Annotated in this window: 20 protein-coding genes and 2 riboswitches; all 20 genes read left to right on the top strand. The window is 41.8% G+C overall.

Annotated features, from left to right (window positions below; translation table 11 throughout):
• A complete protein-coding gene (locus tag DFO72_RS19945; protein ID WP_113883655.1) occupies positions 1-1,176 on the top strand; it encodes an acetyl-CoA C-acetyltransferase in 1,176 nt (391 codons plus the stop codon).
• 66 nt (positions 1,177-1,242) lie between these two features.
• Positions 1,243-3,027: an acyl-CoA dehydrogenase family protein gene (locus tag DFO72_RS19940; RefSeq protein ID WP_113883654.1), complete on the top strand. Its 1,785-nt coding sequence runs from the start codon at positions 1,243-1,245 to the stop codon at positions 3,025-3,027.
• Positions 3,028-3,509: 482 nt separating this feature from the next.
• Positions 3,510-3,869, top strand: a complete 360-nt coding sequence (locus DFO72_RS19935) for an arsenate reductase family protein (RefSeq protein WP_113883853.1) — start codon at positions 3,510-3,512, stop codon at positions 3,867-3,869.
• Between the two features lie 88 nt (positions 3,870-3,957).
• Positions 3,958-4,341, top strand: a complete 384-nt coding sequence (gene gcvH / locus DFO72_RS19930; RefSeq protein ID WP_009331744.1) for a glycine cleavage system protein GcvH — start codon at positions 3,958-3,960, stop codon at positions 4,339-4,341.
• A gap of 166 nt (positions 4,342-4,507) precedes the next feature.
• A complete protein-coding gene (locus DFO72_RS19925; protein WP_113883653.1) occupies positions 4,508-4,747 on the top strand; it encodes a YusG family protein in 240 nt (79 codons plus the stop codon).
• Between the two features lie 395 nt (positions 4,748-5,142).
• A complete protein-coding gene (locus DFO72_RS19920; protein ID WP_034296067.1) occupies positions 5,143-5,496 on the top strand; it encodes a toprim domain-containing protein in 354 nt (117 codons plus the stop codon).
• A gap of 15 nt (positions 5,497-5,511) precedes the next feature.
• Positions 5,512-5,820, top strand: a complete 309-nt coding sequence (locus tag DFO72_RS19915; protein ID WP_113883652.1) for a thioredoxin family protein — start codon at positions 5,512-5,514, stop codon at positions 5,818-5,820.
• 152 nt (positions 5,821-5,972) lie between these two features.
• Complete coding sequence (locus DFO72_RS19910; RefSeq protein WP_113883651.1) at positions 5,973-7,244, top strand: MFS transporter; 1,272 nt, start codon at positions 5,973-5,975, stop codon at positions 7,242-7,244.
• A gap of 223 nt (positions 7,245-7,467) precedes the next feature.
• Positions 7,468-7,806, top strand: coding sequence for a hypothetical protein (locus tag DFO72_RS19905; protein ID WP_113883650.1), 339 nt, complete (start codon positions 7,468-7,470; stop codon positions 7,804-7,806).
• Positions 7,807-7,857: 51 nt separating this feature from the next.
• Positions 7,858-7,959: riboswitch (SAM riboswitch) on the top strand.
• Positions 7,960-8,204: 245 nt separating this feature from the next.
• Positions 8,205-9,521, top strand: coding sequence for an O-acetylhomoserine aminocarboxypropyltransferase/cysteine synthase family protein (locus DFO72_RS19900; protein ID WP_113883649.1), 1,317 nt, complete (start codon positions 8,205-8,207; stop codon positions 9,519-9,521).
• 140 nt (positions 9,522-9,661) lie between these two features.
• A riboswitch (SAM riboswitch) is annotated at positions 9,662-9,765 on the top strand.
• Positions 9,766-9,918: 153 nt separating this feature from the next.
• Positions 9,919-10,944 carry a methionine ABC transporter ATP-binding protein gene (locus DFO72_RS19895; protein ID WP_113883648.1) on the top strand — a complete coding sequence of 342 codons (1,026 nt, stop codon included), beginning with the start codon at positions 9,919-9,921 and terminating at the stop codon, positions 10,942-10,944.
• A complete protein-coding gene (locus DFO72_RS19890) occupies positions 10,937-11,605 on the top strand; it encodes a methionine ABC transporter permease (RefSeq protein ID WP_113883647.1) in 669 nt (222 codons plus the stop codon). Before DFO72_RS19895 ends, DFO72_RS19890 begins: the two co-directional genes overlap by 8 nt.
• A gap of 12 nt (positions 11,606-11,617) precedes the next feature.
• Entirely contained in the window at positions 11,618-12,463 is an 846-nt protein-coding gene (locus tag DFO72_RS19885) for a MetQ/NlpA family ABC transporter substrate-binding protein (RefSeq protein ID WP_113883646.1), read from the top strand.
• Between the two features lie 131 nt (positions 12,464-12,594).
• Positions 12,595-12,966, top strand: a complete 372-nt coding sequence (locus tag DFO72_RS19880; protein ID WP_113883645.1) for a carboxymuconolactone decarboxylase family protein — start codon at positions 12,595-12,597, stop codon at positions 12,964-12,966.
• Positions 12,967-13,257: 291 nt separating this feature from the next.
• Positions 13,258-13,410, top strand: coding sequence for a hypothetical protein (locus DFO72_RS29605; RefSeq protein WP_166672523.1), 153 nt, complete (start codon positions 13,258-13,260; stop codon positions 13,408-13,410).
• Positions 13,411-13,746: 336 nt separating this feature from the next.
• The gene (gene sufC / locus DFO72_RS19875; protein ID WP_113883644.1) at positions 13,747-14,532 is read left to right on the top strand and encodes a Fe-S cluster assembly ATPase SufC; all 786 of its coding nucleotides are present in this window, start codon (positions 13,747-13,749) and stop codon (positions 14,530-14,532) included.
• 17 nt (positions 14,533-14,549) lie between these two features.
• Positions 14,550-15,860, top strand: coding sequence for a Fe-S cluster assembly protein SufD (gene sufD / locus DFO72_RS19870; RefSeq protein ID WP_113883643.1), 1,311 nt, complete (start codon positions 14,550-14,552; stop codon positions 15,858-15,860).
• Positions 15,860-17,089, top strand: coding sequence for a cysteine desulfurase (locus DFO72_RS19865; protein WP_113883642.1), 1,230 nt, complete (start codon positions 15,860-15,862; stop codon positions 17,087-17,089). Before sufD ends, DFO72_RS19865 begins: the two co-directional genes overlap by 1 nt.
• On the top strand, positions 17,079-17,528 hold the full coding sequence (gene sufU / locus DFO72_RS19860) for a Fe-S cluster assembly sulfur transfer protein SufU (RefSeq protein ID WP_009331729.1): 450 nt from the start codon (positions 17,079-17,081) through the stop codon (positions 17,526-17,528). Before DFO72_RS19865 ends, sufU begins: the two co-directional genes overlap by 11 nt.
• 108 nt (positions 17,529-17,636) lie before the next feature.
• Positions 17,637-19,034: a Fe-S cluster assembly protein SufB gene (gene sufB / locus DFO72_RS19855; protein WP_113883641.1), complete on the top strand. Its 1,398-nt coding sequence runs from the start codon at positions 17,637-17,639 to the stop codon at positions 19,032-19,034.
• Positions 19,035-19,052: the final 18 nt, after the last annotated feature.

The following is a 19,052-nucleotide window of genomic DNA, read 5'->3' as shown; positions in this document are numbered from 1 at the left end:
ATGAGAGAAGCGGTAATAGTTGCAGGTGCCAGGACACCGGTTGGAAAAGCCAAAAAAGGTTCGCTTGCAAACGTCAGGCCGGATGACTTAGGTGCGCTTGTAGTAAAGGAAACCCTTAAGCGCGCAGGAAATTATGAAGGAAACATCGATGATTTAATTATAGGCTGTTCTATGCCTGAAGCAGAACAGGGGCTGAATATGGCAAGGAATATCGGGGCTCTTGCCGGACTTTCACACGAAGTGCCGGGGATAACAATTAATCGCTATTGTTCTTCAGGCCTGCAGGCAATTGCTTATGCAGCTGAAAAAATCATGATTGGCCATGCGGATACAATCATTGCGGGCGGAGCGGAATCTATGAGCCTTGTGCCGATGATGGGGCATGTAGTCCGCCCGAATGCCAAACTTGCCGAAACAGCCCCCCAATACTATATGGGTATGGGGCATACAGCTGAAGAAGTTGCAAAGAAGTATGGCATTACACGAGAAGACCAGGATGCATTTGCGGTCAGAAGTCATCAGAGGGCTGCGCAGGCAATCCAGGAAGGCAAATTTGAAGATGAAATTGTGCCAGTAGACGTAACGTATAGATCCGTTGGGAAAGACAACAAGCTTAAAGAAAAAACAATCCAGTTCCGCCAGGATGAAGGCGTCCGTGCAGATTCCACAGTTGAAACACTCGGAAAACTGCGTCCGGCATTCTCGGTAACCGGCAGTGTCACAGCTGGGAATTCATCACAGACAAGTGATGGAGCTGCAGCAGTAATGGTAATGGACCGGGAAAAGGCGGAGTCTTCTGGATTGAAGCCAATGGCTAAATTCAGAAGCTTTGCAGTAGGCGGTGTTCCTCCTGAAATCATGGGTGTTGGTCCAGTTGTGGCCATACCTAAAGCGTTAAAGCTTGCAGGGCTGGAGCTTTCGGATATCGGTTTATTTGAATTGAATGAAGCTTTTGCGTCCCAATCCATTCAAATTATCCGTGAGCTGGGCTTAGATGAAGAGAAAGTAAATGTTAATGGAGGGGCCATTGCACTTGGACACCCGCTGGGCTGTTCCGGTGCCAAGCTAACTCTATCTCTAATCCATGAAATGAAGCGCCGCAATCAGCAATTCGGGGTTGTAACAATGTGCATCGGTGGCGGAATGGGCGCAGCCGGAGTATTTGAACTTTTATAAAATTAGCTGAAATTTGGAGAGAAGCCATAGGCTTCTCCGCAAAAACAGAATGGAGGAAATAAGAAAATGTCAAACCAAACTGAAAACCTTATCAAAGGCGGAAGCTTTTTAATAGAAGATGTGTCCTATGACCGGGTTTTTACGCCTGAGGACTATACAGATGAGCAGGTTATGATTGCTAAGACGACTGAAGATTATGTTGTAAATGAAGTTGTTCCGCAAATTGAGCATCTGGAAAACCACGAATTTGACCGTTCGGTAAAGTTATTGAAGCAAGCTGGAGACCTCGGACTATTAGGCGCAGATGTTCCAGAGGAATACGGCGGACTTGCTTTAGATAAAGTAAGCTCTGCACTTATAGCCGAGAAAATGGCGCGTGCAGGCGGTTTTTCCATCTCGCACGGTGCACATGTTGGAATTGGTTCCCTTCCGATTGTTCTTTTCGGAAATGAAGAACAAAAGCAAAAATACCTTCCTGCACTGGCTACTGGCGAAAAACTTGCTGCCTATGCATTGACGGAGCCAAGCTCTGGTTCTGATGCTCTTGGAGCAAAAACAACTGCCAGGCTGAATGCTGAAGGTACGCACTATGTATTAAACGGAGAAAAGCAATGGATAACAAATGCAGGCTTCGCAGATGTATTCGTAGTATACGCAAAAATTGACGGTGAACACTTCTCTGCATTCATCGTAGAAAGAGAGTTCTCAGGTGTTTCTGTAGGAGCAGAAGAAAAGAAAATGGGAATTAAGAGCTCTTCTACCCGTACGTTAATTCTTGAAGATGCCCAGGTGCCAAAGGAAAACCTTCTTGGTGAATTTGGCAAGGGACATGTGATTGCATTTAATATCTTAAATATTGGCCGCTATAAGTTAGGTGTTGGAGCAGTTGGCGGTGCGAAGCGCGCATTCGAACTTGCCGTTCAATATGCCAATCAGCGCCAGCAGTTTAAGACACCAATCTCACAGTTTAATTTGACAAAAGAGAAACTTGGGACGATGGCTTCTAAGATATATGCCGCTGAAAGTGCAGTATACCGGACTGTAGGATTATTTGAGGACCGGATGAGCAAGCTTTCGGACGAAGAAGTGAAAGATGGAAAAGAAGTAGCGAAGTCAATCGCTGAATATGCTATAGAATGCTCCATGAATAAATTCTTTAATACGGAAGTCCTTGACTACGTAGTAGATGAAGGCGTTCAGATCCACGGAGGCTACGGTTTCATGGCTGAATATGAGATTGAAAGAGCTTACCGTGATTCACGCATTAACCGCATTTTCGAAGGAACCAACGAAATCAATCGTCTATTGGTGCCAGGCACGTACGTCCGCAAAGCACTAAAAGGAGAGCTTCCTTTATTCCAGAAAGCCCAGGCGCTGCAGGAAGAGCTTATGATGATGATGCCTGAAGAGCCTGGTGACGAGCCACTTGCACAGGAAAAATATCTGGTGAAAAACGCGAAGAAAATAGGCTTGCTTGCAGCTGGGTTAGCAGCGCAAAAGTACGGAAAAGCTCTTGAAAAAGAGCAGGAAGTACTCGTAAACATTGCGGATATTATATCAAATGCTTATGCAATGGAGTCGGTTGTTCTTCGTACGGAAAAGGCTATTGAAAAAGCAGGACTTGAAAAGAACAAGCAAAAACTTCTTTACACCCAAATCTTCTGCCAGGAAGCATTTAACAAAATCGAGCAGGATGCAAAAGAAACACTTGTGGCAGTAGAAAACGGCGATGCCCTGCGCATGATGATGTCAGCACTTCGCAAATTCACCCGCCACACCCCAATCAACGTCATTGCAAAGAAGCGTGAAGCATCGGAAAAACTGATCGACGCGGAACGTTTTACAGTTTAATCGATTTTAGGCCCCCTTCATCATGAAGGGGGCTTTCCTTTTTTCAAAGCTGTTTACTTATATTCTGTTGCTGCATACTAAGTTTAAATATCTGAGTTGATTGGAGAGGAGGCGGCTTGATTCTCGAAAATACTGCTGCATTTCCTTCGTTCGGGGTAATCAAGGAAGCTTATTCAATGTCCGGGGGGAAGTGAGAAACCCCGCAGGCGAAGCCGGGGAGGCTCTCATCTCTCCCGGGGGAAAGCAAGTGCGGAGCGGAAATCAACAGGCAACATACATTAGCAAACAACAATTATTATAAAAACAGTTTTTGGCAAAATAACCCTGCGAAAATTTTTTTTTTGCCAGAAGGATTATATAGAAATTTGTCGAATATTAAATTGGTGATCAATGTTATGATTTGTCATCCATTTATGTTACTATTCAATTAAAAGGCAGCAATTTTGGATAAGCCTGAATTTGCTAAAATGGGTGGTGAAAAAATGGCGTTGACTTTTTATTGGTATCCTAAATGCGGGACATGCCGAAAGGCCAAGAAATGGCTTGATGAACATAATCTGTCCTATGAAGAAATACATATAACAGACAATCCGCCTTCTCGAAGCGAACTTGAAACGCTTTATAAAAAGAGCGGTTTAGAACTAAAGAAGTTCTTTAATACGAGTGGTCAAAAATACCGGGAACTCGGACTGAAGGACAAGGTGAAGACCTCTTCGGAAGAAGAACTGCTGGATATTTTGGCAACAGACGGCATGCTGATTAAGCGTCCGCTGCTGACAGATGGAGAAAAGGTAACAGTGGGCTTTAAAGAAGAGGAATATGAAAAGACATGGCTTTCCTAAGCGCTGGATTTTAGCCTTGTAAGCCAAATTTAACCATGAGATCGATTTACTGATCATAAATTGAAATATTAATATGGAGGGATACATAATGAGCACACCAAAAGAATTACGTTATTCAGAAGAGCATGAGTGGGTAAAAACAGAAGATGGGAAAGTACGCATAGGGATTACGCATTTCGCGCAATCAGAACTTGGTGACATCGTATTCGTTGAGCTTCCTGAAGTTGGCGATGAGCTAAGTGCAAACGAGCCATTCGGAAGCGTAGAATCAGTAAAAACAGTTTCTGAACTTTATGCGCCTTTAAGCGGTAAAGTGGTTGAAGTAAATGAAGACCTTAACGACAACCCTGAATTCGTAAACGAATCCCCATATGAAAAAGCATGGATGGTTGTGGTGGAACCTTCAGATTTAAGCGAAGTAGAGAGCTTGATGACTGCTGAGCAATATGAAGAAATGACAAACGAAGACTAATGTATAAAAGCCGGTTCTATAAGAACCGGCTTTTATGCTGTTTATGGGTGAACCCGAATCTGTTCCAAGTGCTGCTGCTTTTTGTTTCTGGCTTTAATTGCTATTTTTCTTTTACAGAGAAAGGGCAAACTATAGATACCCAAATGCATGAAAGGATTGGTTACCCATGACATTGAATCAGCAGAAAATCGATATTACAGAACGGGTTGTCGGAAGGCTTAAAAATAATGGGATTGATCTTTATCTTGAGAACGAAAAAATCGGCCAAATCAGCCTTCCTGAAGGCTCTTCCTTTGACCTGGCCCATCATTTTGAAACCGACCACCAAAAAATATACCAGAATGTCTCCGTTCCAGATAAAGCGCAAGAGCGCTACACAGACTGTGACGAAGGCGGCTGGTGCTAATTACTGTAAACAGCGGATGGATTCCGCTGTTTATTTAATAGGTTAAAGCAATATAACCGAGCATACAATGAAATAGTCCATTTAAAAGTACTGAAATGATTATTTTTCTTCAAAAACATTTCCTTTATTATTAAACTGTAGAATTAATATGTAAAATCAGCGCAGTGCTAACCTCCAATATGGGCAGGAGATTCACACCATAACCGAGAATAATGAATATATTAAGATGAAACCAATGCATGACTGGTTTTTGAATTTTGGCTGTTTTTGTAAGCTATGCTTACGATAAACCAAGTTTGTCAACGGGCTTCATTTACAATCTAACATCAATCTATGAGAAAACAGTCTTAACTTTAAAGCAACAGTTTTAAAATAACTCCTTTCAGGTGATGACGATGAACGAGGGAATTCCGGAAAAAGTTATTATTGTCGAGGGAAAGTCAGATAAAACGAAGGTAAAAAATATAATAAGAGAACCTGTAGAGATTATCTGCACAAATGGAACAATAAGCATTACCAAACTGGATGAATTAATTGACACACTGTTTGATAAGGATGTATATATATTGGTGGATGCCGATTCAGCAGGTGAAAAACTGAGAAAACAATTTAAAAGGGAATTTCCAGAGGCAGAGCATCTATACATCGATAGAATGTACAGAGAAGTAGCGACAGCACCGGAACATCATTTGGCTACAGTGCTGCTGGGAGCTAATATTGACGTTTATACACAATATTTAGACAGATAAAGTAAGGATGATAGTATGCAGGAATGGTCGCAGCTGGAGATTGAGGAAGCGGTTAACGGGCAAGAAACGGCCCTTATCTATTTGTATACGCCTATGTGCGGAACCTGTCAGATGGCAGGAAAGATGCTGACAGTTACGGAACAATTGCTGCCTGATCAAAAGATTGGGAAAGCGGACTTAAATTATATGCCGCAATTGGCTGAACAATGGGGAGTGGAAAGCGTACCTTGTCTCCTCATCTTTAAAGAAGGAGATTTACAGGAAAAATTATATGCATTCCGATCAGTTCCCTATTTGTTGGATAGAATCAGAAGCATCTATTGAAAAAACCAGGACCAAAGCTTCCTGGTTTTTTGCGTGTTTAAAAAATATTGAGATCCGCCTTTTCAATATTCTAAATATATTTACAAAACCACTTCGAAAGAGTATGATACTTAGGGAATCGAAATAATCATACAGTGCAGGAAGGGATCCGGATGGCATTTTATAAAGAGTGGGCTGGCCAATTTAAAGGCTATAACCGCAATATAAAATTGGCTTTTATGGCGAATATCCTTACACAAATAGGCTTTGGGATATTCATGGTAATCTATAATTTTTACATAAGGGAGCTTGGCTACTCCGAAAGTGTTAATGGGCAAATCATATCTATGACTGCTCTCGCCACAGCACTGATTCTTGTGCCGGCAGGAATCGCCAGCGACCGAATTGGCAGAAAAAGAGCGATGCTGTTTGGGGCTGTTGCCACAGGTGTCGCTATGCTTTTCAGAAGTATGGTTGAAATGCAGGAACTCCTGATTTTATTTGCCTTTTTTACAGGGCTGACTACAGCATTTCTGCAAGTATCCGGCATACCATGGCTGGCTGAGAATTCAAAGGCTGACCAAAGGGTTCATTTATTCAGCATTCATTTTGCCATTATGACGGGTGCAAATGTAATCGGAAACTTAAGCGGAGGCATCTTAACGGATGTATTTTCTTTATTTGTTGATCAGCTCATCAGCATCCGGATTACACTTCTGGTTGCAAGTATTTTCTTCATAGCAGGTCTTGTTCCCATCCTGCGTTTCGCAGAAGCACCGATAGAAAAAAATGATGTAAGAGGCCTAAAAGATTTTTCGTTCAAAAACCTATCGGCTAAAAATGAAGGCGTCAAAATTATCGCCATGTTTGCTTTTGCGCAGCTGCTAATAGGAACTGGAGCAGGACTGGTTATCCCTTATCTAAATCTATACTTCGCAGACCGTTTTGAAGCTTCCAATTCAGCCATTGGCATTATTATTTCATTAGGGCAGGCTGCCACAGCTTTTGCTATGATTATCGGCCCGGTTGTGGTAAGGAAGGTGGGAGAAGTCAGAGCAGTTGTAATCCTGCAGCTCATGTCACTTCCTTTTCTGCTTTTAACTGCCTATACAGAGCATCTTTGGCTGGCTGCCATCGGCTTTTTGTTCCGGCAGGCATTAATGAATGCTGGAAACCCAATACAAATGTCGCTTATGATGTCCAGGGTAAATGATTCGATGAAAGGGCTGGCAAACTCCGTCAATCAGATGGTTTTTAATTTGGGCTGGGCTGTAATGGGACCTGTTTCAACAGGAATCGTCATGAGATATGGAGATTATTGGGGATATGCACTCGTATTCTCCATTACAGCTTCTTTATATTTGATAGGCTCTCTCTATTTTTTCTTTGTTTTCAGAAACTATAATAAGACAAAAACTGCAGCACCTTCCGTAAAAACAGTATAATCTGACATATTTCTCGGGAAATGAAAGACAATGCCTCATAAACTGGCATTGTCTTTCTGGTTTTTCCAGAGTTAATAACCTTTAACTTCGAGAACTGTCTAGCTCCAGCGCCTGGAGGGCAAGGCGCTGGAGCTTTTCTGATTTTGTCGAAAGAAAATTAAAGGATTGCAGCCCTTTATTACTGAATATTAAGGATGATAAACCCATTAAAAGAGGTGAGGCTGTGAAGGATTTACCTGATGTATTTATCCGGGAATTAAAGGCTAAAGGTCATCTTGGCTACTTTTTAAGAAAGTCAAATTTCTCTTTGCTTATTAAGGCGGGAAATATAAGCATTCCTCTGAAAATTTTAAATGGGGAAATCCGGAAGGCAGGTCACACCAGCCATTTTGATGTGGAGATCTATGGCTCTGAAAAAGCTGTGCTGTCACTGATTTTAGGAGAGTTAAAGTTAAGGGATGCCCTTTCCCAAAATATAATAAAGATGGAAACCACCTTCAGAGAAAAATTGCTCCTCGAAACCTTTTTCTGTTTAGGGAAAATTTCATATCACAATACTTGACCATTTTTTAAATAGTATGATAACATCGTTTTAACATTAATTAACTGAATATTCTTATCAAGAGAGGCGGAGGGACTGGCCCAGTGAAGCCCGGCAACCGGTAAAGTACACGGTGCTAAATCCAGCAGAGCGGGATGCTCTGGAAGATAAGAAGAGACGAAAAAGCCCTCTTCTTATGAAGAGGGCTTTTTCAACTTATAAGAATCTTTATCTTTGATATTTGTTAACTGTCTAGCTCCAGGCGCCATCGGCTCTTAGGTCTAAGTTAATCTGTCAAAAGGTTAAAGAGCAGCCTTTCAGACGGTTCGTCTTATGCTTGCCGCCGATAAGCGGGCGCCTTGCGCTTTTCTTAGTTCTTCAATAAGAAATACTAAAATTTTTATAGAGGAGAGAAAGCAATGACTGATAAACAAAAAAATTACCGTTTTGAAACAATTGGAGTACATGGGGGACTGAAGCCAGACCCTGTAACTGGCGCAAGGGCGTTACCGATTTACCAGAATAATGCTTACCAGTTCAAGAATACAGATCACGCTGCAGATCTCTTTGCTCTTAAAGAACCAGGATATATTTATAGCAGGATACATAATCCGACTGTAAGTGTATTTGAGGAAAGAGTGGCCTTGCTTGAAGGAGGAGTTGGGGCCCTGGCTCTTGCAAGCGGACAGTCTGCCATTACGCTTGCCATTTTAAACATAGCTGAAGCAGGGGATGAAATTATTGCTGCGTCCAATTTATATGGCGGTACTTATAATTTGTTTGCAGTCACACTTCCCAAGTATGGAATTAAAGTGAAACTGGTAGATCCAAAAGATCCGGAAAATTTCCGTAACGCAATGACAGATAAAACAAAGGCCATTTTTGCCGAAACGATTGGAAACCCAAGCTTAAAAATCCTGGATATTGAAAAGGTTGCAGCAATTGCACACGAGAATGGTGTGCCTCTAATTGTCGATAACACCTTTGCTACACCTTATCTATGCAGGCCTATCGAACATGGTGCTGACATTGTTATACACTCTGCGACTAAATGGCTGCTCGGTAATGGAACCACAATGGGAGGAATTATAGTAGATGGCGGAAAATTTGACTGGAATTCCCATAAGTTTCCGGGCTTTACAGAACCTGATCCGAGCTACCATGATATTGTCTATAGTGAAGCAATTGGCGAGGCGGCCTATATTATAAAAGCGCGCGTTCAGCTGTTAAGAGACTTAGGTCCTGCTATGAGTGCGCAAAGTGCATTTCAATTTACATTGGGGCTTGAGACTTTGCATGTACGTATGAAAGAGCATGTTGCCAATACGAAAAAAGTAGTGGAGTATCTAGAGGCGCATCCAGCTGTTAATTGGGTGCTTTATCCTGGGCATGAAAGCCATCCGGACAAAAAATTGGCGGATAAATACTTGCCTAAAGGAGCTGGAGCTGTGGCTGTGTTTGGAATTGCTGGCGGAAGAGAAGCTGGGGCCAAGCTAATAAACAGCCTGCAGCTTTGGGCACATGTGGCAAATGTCGGGGATGCTAAGAGCCTGATTATCCACCCTGCAAGTACCACTCACCAACAGCTGGATGAAGAAGGTTTAAAAGCTGCGGGAGTGCCGGAGGATCTAATTCGAATTTCTATCGGAATCGAGAATGCGGAAGATTTGATTGAAGATCTGGAACAGGCGATAGAAGCAGCTGCTGGCATTACATCACTTGCTGCGAAGGCATAAAGGAAAATTTACCATTCATTTTTTTCCGAAAGTTTAAAATTTCTTCGTTGACACCTTTTTGATAGCTGTGATACGATAGCAAACGTAATTAATAAACTGCTAAATTTATTTAAAGTATTAATTGAATATAAATCGTTACGCTCTTATCAAGAGAGGTGGAGGGAAGTGCCCTATGAAGCCCGGCAACCGTCAATTAATTGAAATGGTGCCAATTCACTCAAAGCATAGCTTTGACAGATGAGAGAAAGGACTTAATTTTTAATGCCTTTCTGCTCATGTGCAGAAAGGCATTTTTGCTTTTAGCGCATGAAAGCCTATAAGGAGTAAAAAATAGGGAAATAAAAGCAGTCTAATAATTATAATCTGTATCTTTCGATTAAAGAGGTGACAATTCACGTTGATTTATATAAAAGATGTACAGAAGATTTTCTCTTCAAAGAAAGGCCAGGTAAAAGCAGTTGACGATGTAAACTTGGAAGTAAAAGAAGGAGAAATCTTCGGAGTTATCGGATATAGCGGTGCAGGTAAAAGTACCTTGATCCGCATGCTGAATGGGCTGGAGCTTCCTACCCATGGCAGTGTGACAGTTGCAGGCAATGAGGTTTCAAAGATAAAGGGAAGCAAACTAAGAAAAGCGCGTCAGGAAATAAGCATGATCTTCCAGCATTTCAATCTATTATGGTCGAGAACGGTAAGGGAGAATATCGCTTTTCCGCTTGAAATCGCTGGTATTTCCCGGCAGGAAAGGCTGAAAAGGGTTGATGAACTCATTAAACTCGTTGGCCTTGAAGGAAGAGAAGATGCCTATCCTTCCCAGCTCAGCGGCGGTCAAAAACAAAGGGTTGGAATTGCCAGAGCCCTTGCCAACAATCCAAAAGTACTGCTTTGTGATGAGGCGACATCTGCACTTGATCCGCAGACTACAGATTCCATTTTGGAGCTGCTTGTTGACATCAATGAGCGTCTGGGCTTAACGATTGTCCTAATTACTCATGAAATGCACGTTATCCGTAAAATCTGCCATCGGGTTGCAGTCATGGAGGGTGGTCGAATTGTTGAAATCGGGCCAGTATTGGATGTGTTTAGGAATCCAAAAGCTGTGATAACAAAGCGGTTTGTTCAGCAGGTGACAGAGCCTGAAGAAACTAAGGAAACGGTTGATCACCTGGTCGATTTGTATCCAAAAGGAAAAGTAGTGCAATTAGGGTTTGTGGGCGAATCAGCTGAACAGCCATTGATTACAAACCTGATCCGTAATTTCCAGGTAACCGTAAATATACTTCAGGGAAAGATTTCCCAGACGCAGAACGGTTCCTACGGTACTTTATTCATTCATGTTGATGGAGAGGCAGAGGAAGTTGCAAAAGCGATTGAATTTATTCATTCTCAGCAGGTGGGCGTGGAGGTGATTTCCAATGCTTAACGAATGGTTTCCAAATGTGAAGTGGGACTCCATGTGGGAAGCTACAATGGAAACTCTTTATATGACAGCTATTTCTGTTCTCGCAACTTTTATTTTAGGTGCAATTCTGGGACTGCTGCTCTTCCTGACCTCCAAGGGCAACATTTGGGAAAACGCAGCAATTAATAAAATTATTTCAGCTTTCGTCAATATATTCCGCTCAATTCCGTTTATCATTCTGATCGTGTTATTGATTCCATTTACCAAGCTTCTTCTTGGGACAATGATCGGGGAAGATGCAGCACTGCCTGCATTAATTATTGGTGCCGCCCCGTTTTATGCCCGTATGGTGGAAATAGGCTTGAGGGAAATAGATAAAGGTGTAATTGAAGCGGCCAAGTCTATGGGTGCAAAAACAAGCACAATTATCTGGAAGGTTCTGCTTCCGGAATCAATGCCCGCCCTTGTTTCAGGAATTACGGTTACAGCCATCGCGCTGGTAGGCTACACAGCCATGGCCGGTGTCATCGGTGCTGGCGGACTTGGAAACCTTGCTTACCTGGAAGGATTCCAGAGGAGCCGCAGTGATGTGACGCTTATGGCGACTGTCATTATTCTAGTCATTGTATTTATCATCCAGTTTATTGGAGATATCATAACAACAAAATTAGACAAACGTTAAGGAGAGATTTATATGAAAAAATGGTTATCACTTGCTCTTGCACTTGCAGTAGCACTTGTTCTTGCAGCTTGCGGGACTTCAGAAGAAGACGGCAATGCCGGTGAAGGCGGAGAAAGTAAAGAAAGCACTAAAATTACAGTAGGGGCTTCCAACGTACCTCACGCTGAAATTCTTGAAGAGGCAAAGCCATTGCTTGAAGAAAAAGGCTTTGAACTTGATGTTGTGCCATTCCAGGATTATGTATTGCCAAACCAAGCACTTGAGTCTAAAGAGCTGGATGCAAACTATTTCCAGCATATTCCTTACCTTGAGTCACAGAAAGCTGAACATGGATATGATTTTACAAATGCAGGCGGAATTCATATTGAGCCAATCGGAGTATATTCTCAAAAATATAAGAGCCTTGACGAACTTCCTGAGGGTGCATCAATCATCATGAGCAACTCAGTAGCAGACCATGGCCGTATTCTCTCCATGCTTGAAGCAGAGGGACTTATTACTTTAAATGAAGATGTGGAAAAAACCGAAGCAACTCTGGATGATATTAAAGACAATCCTAAAAAGTTAAAGTTTGATACTGAATATGAAGCATCACTTCTTCCTCAAATCTATAATAATGGAGAAGGGGATGCAGTCCTGATCAACTCCAATTATGCAATTGATGCCGGATTGAATCCTCTTAAGGATTCAATTGCAATTGAAGACAAAGATTCACCATACGTAAATGTGATTGCTGTCCGCTCAGGCGATGAAGAAAAAGAAGGAATCAAAGCTCTTGTAGAAGTGCTTCGTTCTAAAGAAATTCAGGATTTCATTCTTGAAAAATATAAAGGTGCCGTTGTACCGGTATCTGAGTAAGAGTGAAAAAAACAGGCGTCCAAAGTCGCCTGTTTTTTTATTTTCCATTATATCCAGGCTCTGCACCCGCATAGTTTAAAAAGCAATCAAACATACTAACTTTGATAATATTTTGAATGGAGTGGAGCCAAATGGAACATTATCATGAACCTTCAAACTCGATAGAAGAAGCCCTTCATGACTATAAAGTTGGATTGGGTGTTTTCACTGAAAAAATGCCCGATTTAGCACAGCACTATAATGCTTTTACAGAAGCCTGCTTTAAGGAAGGGGTTTTATCCCAAAAGGAGAAGCAGCTGATTGCACTCGGAATCAGTTTATATTCTCAGGATGAATACTGCATTATTTACCATACGAAAGGATGCATCGATCAAGGTGCGTCTGAAGAAGAAATTCTAGAGGCAGTAGGGGTTACTGCAGCTTTTGGCGGCGGTGCCGCAATGAGCCAGGCGGTTACGCTTGTCCAGGAGGCTATGACAGAATTAAATCAGCAAAATCATTAATTTTCAGCTCCTGCTCAATAGCAGGAGTGTTATTTTTATCATGAAAATTTCAGAAAATTATTGAAACAACCATTAATCGAGAGGATATGGGCAGTATTTTAAGGATGCGCATTATGAAAGCGCCTCATGAGTCCTCGTTCCTTATTTTGCTAAAAAAATCAGGTTTTTTCCGCTTTGTGCGGGGTATATGATGAGTGTTAAGATTTTAAATGTAAAACTAAATGCGAAAGCATTAAAAACCGAAAGGATTGATTCATTATCGGTCAGTTACAGCTGAACTACACGAGTGAAATGGAAAAAGCTATGCAAGCTGCCCATGGAGTTGGATATGAAGTGTACAGCCGGAAACATGATATTCGAATGGAAGTTGAAAAAAGACGCGAAGAAGACTATCTTCAAAGCCAGCGCTTAGTTGCGGATCTTGATAGAAAAATTCATTCCTAGGTTATAGGTATATATAATAATGAAGAAAATAGAAACCAGTGCCAATTATGCGCTGGTTTTCTTTTTTGCCATACATGAAATGACAGCCCCGGGAAAAAATAGATGGGACATACCAGGTTCCCGGTTATTTTACACTTTGATGCGATTAAAATAATATGATAAAATCTATATTTACAGGCTTTCTAAACATTTTTGTTTGAAAAGTTTGTTAATGGTCTTAAAGAGTTGCTATGAAATTTGATTTGTTATAAGATTGTAATGAGAATAAAATGAGAATAGAGATTTGCGGCTGCAGGCCGATTTACAAATCTTCTTTTATTGACGGAGGTATATATTATGGCAGGATCAGTACTTACAATTAAAGACCTTCATGTTGCTATTGAGGGAAAAGAAATATTAAAAGGTGTAAACCTTGAAATCAAAGGCGGAGAAATTCACGCCATTATGGGACCGAACGGAACGGGTAAATCTACTTTATCCTCTGCAATCATGGGCCATCCTAAGTATGAAGTAACACAGGGAAGCATCACATTAGATGGTGAAAATGTTCTTGAAATGGAAGTTGACGAACGCGCACGTGCAGGTTTATTCCTTGCAATGCAATATCCAAGTGAAATCAGCGGCGTCACAAATGCCGATTTTTTACGTTCTGCAATTAACAGCCGCCTTGAGGAAGGCAATGAAATTTCTCTTATGAAATTCATCCGCAAAATGGACAGCAAGATGGAATTCCTTGAAATGGATCTTGACATGGCACAGCGTTATTTAAATGAAGGCTTTTCAGGCGGAGAAAAGAAGCGCAACGAAATTCTTCAATTAATGATGATTGAACCTAAAATTGCGATTCTTGATGAAATTGATTCCGGTTTGGATATCGATGCACTAAAGGTTGTTTCTAAAGGAATCAATGAAATGCGCGGCGAAGAATTTGGCTGCTTAATCATTACACACTACCAGCGCCTTCTAAACTACATCACTCCTGACCATGTTCATGTGATGATGCAGGGACGAGTTGTAAAATCTGGCGGTCCAGAGCTTGCACAGCGCTTAGAAGCTGAAGGATATGACTGGATTAAAAAAGAATTGGGCATTGAAGACGAAACAGTTGGGCAAGAAGCGTAAGCGTTAGGGGGATCACTATGACAACGGAAATAAAATTACCATTTGATAAGGAATATGTTAGTTCCTTTTCAAAAGATATGGGCGAGCCGGCATGGCTGACAGAACTCCGTCTAAATGCGCTTGCAAACGCGGAAAACCTGCCAATGCCAAAACCTGATAAAACTAAAATAGATAAATGGAACTTTACACAGTTCGAGAAGCACATTGTGGGAAGCGAAGATTTTACATCATTAAATGACCTTCCTGAGGATGTCAGAAATCTGATCGACACAGAAGCCGGCGATCAAAACCTATACATTCAGCGCAATAACAGACCGACTCATTTGGCTGTTTCTAAAGAATTGCAGGAGAAAGGTGTTATTTTCACAGACATCTTTACGGCGGCAAGAGAACATGGCGATCTTCTTCAGAAGTATTTCATGAAGGCTGGCGTGAAAACTGATGAACACCGTTTAACTGCTTTGCACGCTGCTCTTTTAAACGGCGGAGCGTTCTTGTATATTCCGAAAAACGTGGAAATTACGGCGCCTATTCAGGCTGTATATATTCATGATGATAAAGAAGCCAACTTATTCAACCACGTATTGGTTGCAGCTGACGATAACAGCTCTGTGACATATGTAGAAAACTATGTTTCTACAGTTGAGGAAGCAAATGGCATTTTCAATATAGTTACAGAAGTAATTGCCAATGCAAATGCAAGAGTTCAGTATGGTGCTGTTGACACACTTGCTAAAGGAACAACTGCTTATGTGAACCGCCGTGGTGTTGCAGGCCGTGATGCCCGCATTGAATGGGCACTTGGCCTAATGAATGACGGCAATACAGTTTCAGAGAATACAACAAATCTTATTGGAGACGGTTCTTTCGGTGATACCAAAACAGTTGTTGTAGGACGCGGAGAACAGACTCAAAACTTTACAACGAAAGTAGTTCATTTCGGAAAAAACTCCGAAGGCTACATTTTAAAGCATGGGGTAATGAAAGACTCTGCTTCATCCATCTTTAATGGAATCGGCAAAATTGAGCATGGAGCTTCTAAGTCAAATGCTGAGCAGGAATCACGCGTACTGATGCTAAGCGAAAAAGCGCGCGGGGATGCTAACCCAATCCTATTAATCGATGAAGATGATGTAACAGCAGGACACGCTGCTTCAGTGGGCCGTGTGGATCCATTGCAGCTTTACTATTTAATGAGCCGCGGAATTTCGCAAAAAGAGGCTGAGCGCCTTGTTATTCACGGCTTCTTAGCGCCAGTTGTTAATGCTCTACCTATCGAAGGGGTTAAAAAGCAGCTGACTGCTGTTATTGAAAGGAAAGTAAAATAATGAATGCCCGTGAGATTCGGCAAATGTTTCCCATCCTGGACCAGGAAGTCAATGGAAGGCCCCTTGTTTATCTGGACAGTTCCGCTACTTCCCAAAAACCTGTTCCGGTAATTGAAGCGCTTGATAAATACTATCGGGAATATAATTCGAATGTTCATAGAGGTGTCCACACACTAGGCACTAGAGCAACGGATGGCTATGAAGGTGCCAGGGAAAAGGTGCGTAAATTTATTAATGCAAAATCGACTGAGGAAGTTATTTTTACAAGAGGAACAACAACTTCCATCAATACAGTTGCAGCAAGCTACGGGCGAGTTAACCTTTCCGAAGGCGATGAAATTGTTATTTCTTATATGGAGCATCACAGTAATATCATCCCTTGGCAGCAAGTGGCAAAACAAACGGGTGCCACTTTAAAGTACCTTCCTCTTCAGGAAGACGGAACCATTTCTCTTGAGGATGTCAGGGAAACCGTAACAGCTGATACGAAAATCGTATCCATCATGCAGGTATCAAATGTACTTGGTGTTATGAACCCGATTAAGGAAATTGCAAAAATTGCCCATGAGAATGGAGCAATCATGGTTGTGGATGGTGCACAAAGTGCTCCCCATATGAAGATTGATGTTCAAGACCTGGATTGTGATTTTCTTGCTTTTTCCGGTCATAAGATGTGCGGCCCTACCGGCATTGGTGTTCTGTACGGAAAGAAAAAGCACCTTGAAAAAATGGAGCCAGTTGAGTTTGGCGGCGAAATGATCGATTTTGTCGGCCTGTATGAATCAACTTGGAAGGAACTTCCGTGGAAATTCGAAGGCGGCACGCCTATTATTGCAGGTGCCATTGGATTAGGTGCTGCAATTGATTTTCTTGAACAGATTGGCCTGGACAAAATTGAGGCTTACGAGCACAAACTGGCCGCTTATGCTATGGAAAAAATGTCTGCTATAGACGGAATGACCATATATGGGCCGAAAGATGCGTCGAAACGTGCTGGCCTGGTTACTTTTAATATAGATGATGTTCATCCACATGATGTGGCTACTGTATTGGATGCAGAAGGAATTGCAGTCCGCGCCGGGCACCATTGTGCACAGCCGCTGATGAAGTGGCTCAAGGTATCGGCAACTGCACGTGCAAGCTTCTATCTGTACAATACGGAAGAAGATATTGATAAGCTTGTTTCAGGGCTTGTCAAAACAAAGGAGTATTTCAGCGATGTCTTCTAAAAATTTAGATACCCTTTACCGCCAGGTTATAATGGATCATTATAAAAACCCTCGTAATAAAGGGGTACTTGAAGATGACAGCCTGACGATCAATATGAATAACCCTACTTGCGGAGACCGGATTCAATTGACGCTGAAGCTTGAAGATGGCAAAGTGGCAGATGCGAAGTTTGAGGGTGAAGGATGTTCCATTTCCATGTCCTCGGCTTCCATGATGACTCAAGCCATTAAAGGCAAAAATATTGAAGAAGCATTAAAGCTTTCCAAAGTTTTCTCAGACATGATGCTGGGAAAAGAATATGATGAAGACGATCTGGATCTTGGCGATATTGAAGCTCTCCAGGGAGTTTCCCAATTCCCTGCCAGAATCAAATGTGCTACATTGGCATGGAAAGCAATGGAAAAAGGCGTTAGCACGGAAAAAGAAGAACAGGAATAAATCAATCAAACGTTTGATTGAAAATTTTTTCATCTGCCTTGTGTGCTAAAATATAATGAAATGATGGGGTTTGAAGACCCTTTCTCATACGAATGGAGGAATACGACGATGGCAAAAAAAATGCCTGAGATCGGCGATTACAAGTATGGTTTTGCCGATAAAGACGTTTCCATTTTCCGATCAAAACGCGGTTTGACAAAAGAAATTGTTGAAGAGATTTCAAAATTGAAGGAAGAGCCACAATGGATGCTTGACTTCCGTTTAAAATCATTGGAGCATTTCTATAACATGCCTATGCCGCAATGGGGCGGAGATTTAGCGTCATTAAACTTTGATGAAATTACGTATTATGTAAAGCCTTCTGAAAAAACGGAACGCTCTTGGGATGAAGTTCCTGACGAAATTAAACAGACATTTGATAAATTGGGCATTCCTGAAGCAGAGCAGAAGTATCTTGCTGGTGTTTCTGCCCAGTATGAATCAGAGGTTGTTTACCATAATATGCAGGAAGATCTTGAAGCGAAAGGAATTGTGTTCAAAGATACCGATTCCGCTCTTCGCGAAAATGAAGATATTTTCCGTGAGCATTGGGCAAAGGTTATCCCTCCAACAGATAACAAATTCTCTGCATTAAACTCAGCGGTTTGGTCTGGCGGATCGTTCATTTATGTTCCTAAAGGGGTTAAAGTTGATACGCCGCTGCAGGCATATTTCCGCATTAACTCTGAGAACATGGGGCAGTTTGAGCGTACATTAATCATTGTTGATGAAGGTGCACATGTACACTATGTAGAGGGCTGTACAGCACCTGTTTACACAACAAACTCACTTCATAGTGCGGTTGTTGAAATCATCATCAAAAAAGACGCATACTGCCGTTATACAACCATCCAGAACTGGGCGAACAACGTATTTAACCTGGTTACGAAGCGTGCTGTTTGTGAATCAAACGCAACAATGGAATGGATTGACGGAAACATCGGTTCAAAACTGACAATGAAATATCCGGCAGTTATTCTTAAAGGAGAAGGCGCACGCGGCATGACCCTTTCCATTGCACTAGCAGGTAAGGGACAGCACCAGGATGCAGGTGCGAAAATGATTCACCTTGCACCAAACACTTCTTCGACGATAGTATCGAAATCGATTTCCAAGCAGGGCGGTAAAGTAACATACCGCGGAATTGTTCACTTCGGCCGCAAAGCGGAAGGTGCTCGTGCCAACATCGAGTGTGATACGTTAATCATGGATAACCAGTCAACTTCAGATACGATCCCTTACAATGAAATCCTGAACGACAACATCTCTCTTGAGCATGAAGCGAAGGTTTCAAAGGTATCAGAAGAACAGTTGTTCTATCTTATGAGCCGTGGAATTTCAGAGGAAGAAGCAACAGAAATGATCGTAATGGGCTTCATCGAGCCATTTACGAAAGAACTTCCAATGGAATACGCAGTAGAGATGAACCGCCTGATCAAATTTGAGATGGAAGGTTCCATCGGTTAATAGATATTTTATAAAAAC

Origin of the sequence: Cytobacillus oceanisediminis (genome assembly GCF_004366035.1) — a bacterium.
GTDB lineage: Bacteria > Bacillota > Bacilli > Bacillales > Cytobacillaceae > Cytobacillus > Cytobacillus oceanisediminis_C.
The sequence above is the reverse complement of the archived record's forward strand: the minus strand, read 5'-3'. Positions and strand labels throughout refer to the sequence as shown.

Coding starts and splice junctions, on each gene's coding strand:
- DFO72_RS19945 (WP_113883655.1), top strand. CDS start 1: ATGAGAGAAGCGGTAATAGTTGCAGGTGCCAGGACACCGGTTGGAAAA.
- DFO72_RS19940 (WP_113883654.1), top strand. CDS start 1,243: ATGTCAAACCAAACTGAAAACCTTATCAAAGGCGGAAGCTTTTTAATA.
- DFO72_RS19935 (WP_113883853.1), top strand. CDS start 3,510: ATGGCGTTGACTTTTTATTGGTATCCTAAATGCGGGACATGCCGAAAG.
- gcvH (WP_009331744.1), top strand. CDS start 3,958: ATGAGCACACCAAAAGAATTACGTTATTCAGAAGAGCATGAGTGGGTA.
- DFO72_RS19925 (WP_113883653.1), top strand. CDS start 4,508: ATGACATTGAATCAGCAGAAAATCGATATTACAGAACGGGTTGTCGGA.
- DFO72_RS19920 (WP_034296067.1), top strand. CDS start 5,143: ATGAACGAGGGAATTCCGGAAAAAGTTATTATTGTCGAGGGAAAGTCA.
- DFO72_RS19915 (WP_113883652.1), top strand. CDS start 5,512: ATGCAGGAATGGTCGCAGCTGGAGATTGAGGAAGCGGTTAACGGGCAA.
- DFO72_RS19910 (WP_113883651.1), top strand. CDS start 5,973: ATGGCATTTTATAAAGAGTGGGCTGGCCAATTTAAAGGCTATAACCGC.
- DFO72_RS19900 (WP_113883649.1), top strand. CDS start 8,205: ATGACTGATAAACAAAAAAATTACCGTTTTGAAACAATTGGAGTACAT.
- DFO72_RS19890 (WP_113883647.1), top strand. CDS start 10,937: ATGCTTAACGAATGGTTTCCAAATGTGAAGTGGGACTCCATGTGGGAA.
- DFO72_RS19885 (WP_113883646.1), top strand. CDS start 11,618: ATGAAAAAATGGTTATCACTTGCTCTTGCACTTGCAGTAGCACTTGTT.
- DFO72_RS19880 (WP_113883645.1), top strand. CDS start 12,595: ATGGAACATTATCATGAACCTTCAAACTCGATAGAAGAAGCCCTTCAT.
- DFO72_RS29605 (WP_166672523.1), top strand. CDS start 13,258: ATGGAAAAAGCTATGCAAGCTGCCCATGGAGTTGGATATGAAGTGTAC.
- sufC (WP_113883644.1), top strand. CDS start 13,747: ATGGCAGGATCAGTACTTACAATTAAAGACCTTCATGTTGCTATTGAG.
- sufD (WP_113883643.1), top strand. CDS start 14,550: ATGACAACGGAAATAAAATTACCATTTGATAAGGAATATGTTAGTTCC.
- DFO72_RS19865 (WP_113883642.1), top strand. CDS start 15,860: ATGAATGCCCGTGAGATTCGGCAAATGTTTCCCATCCTGGACCAGGAA.
- sufU (WP_009331729.1), top strand. CDS start 17,079: ATGTCTTCTAAAAATTTAGATACCCTTTACCGCCAGGTTATAATGGAT.
- sufB (WP_113883641.1), top strand. CDS start 17,637: ATGGCAAAAAAAATGCCTGAGATCGGCGATTACAAGTATGGTTTTGCC.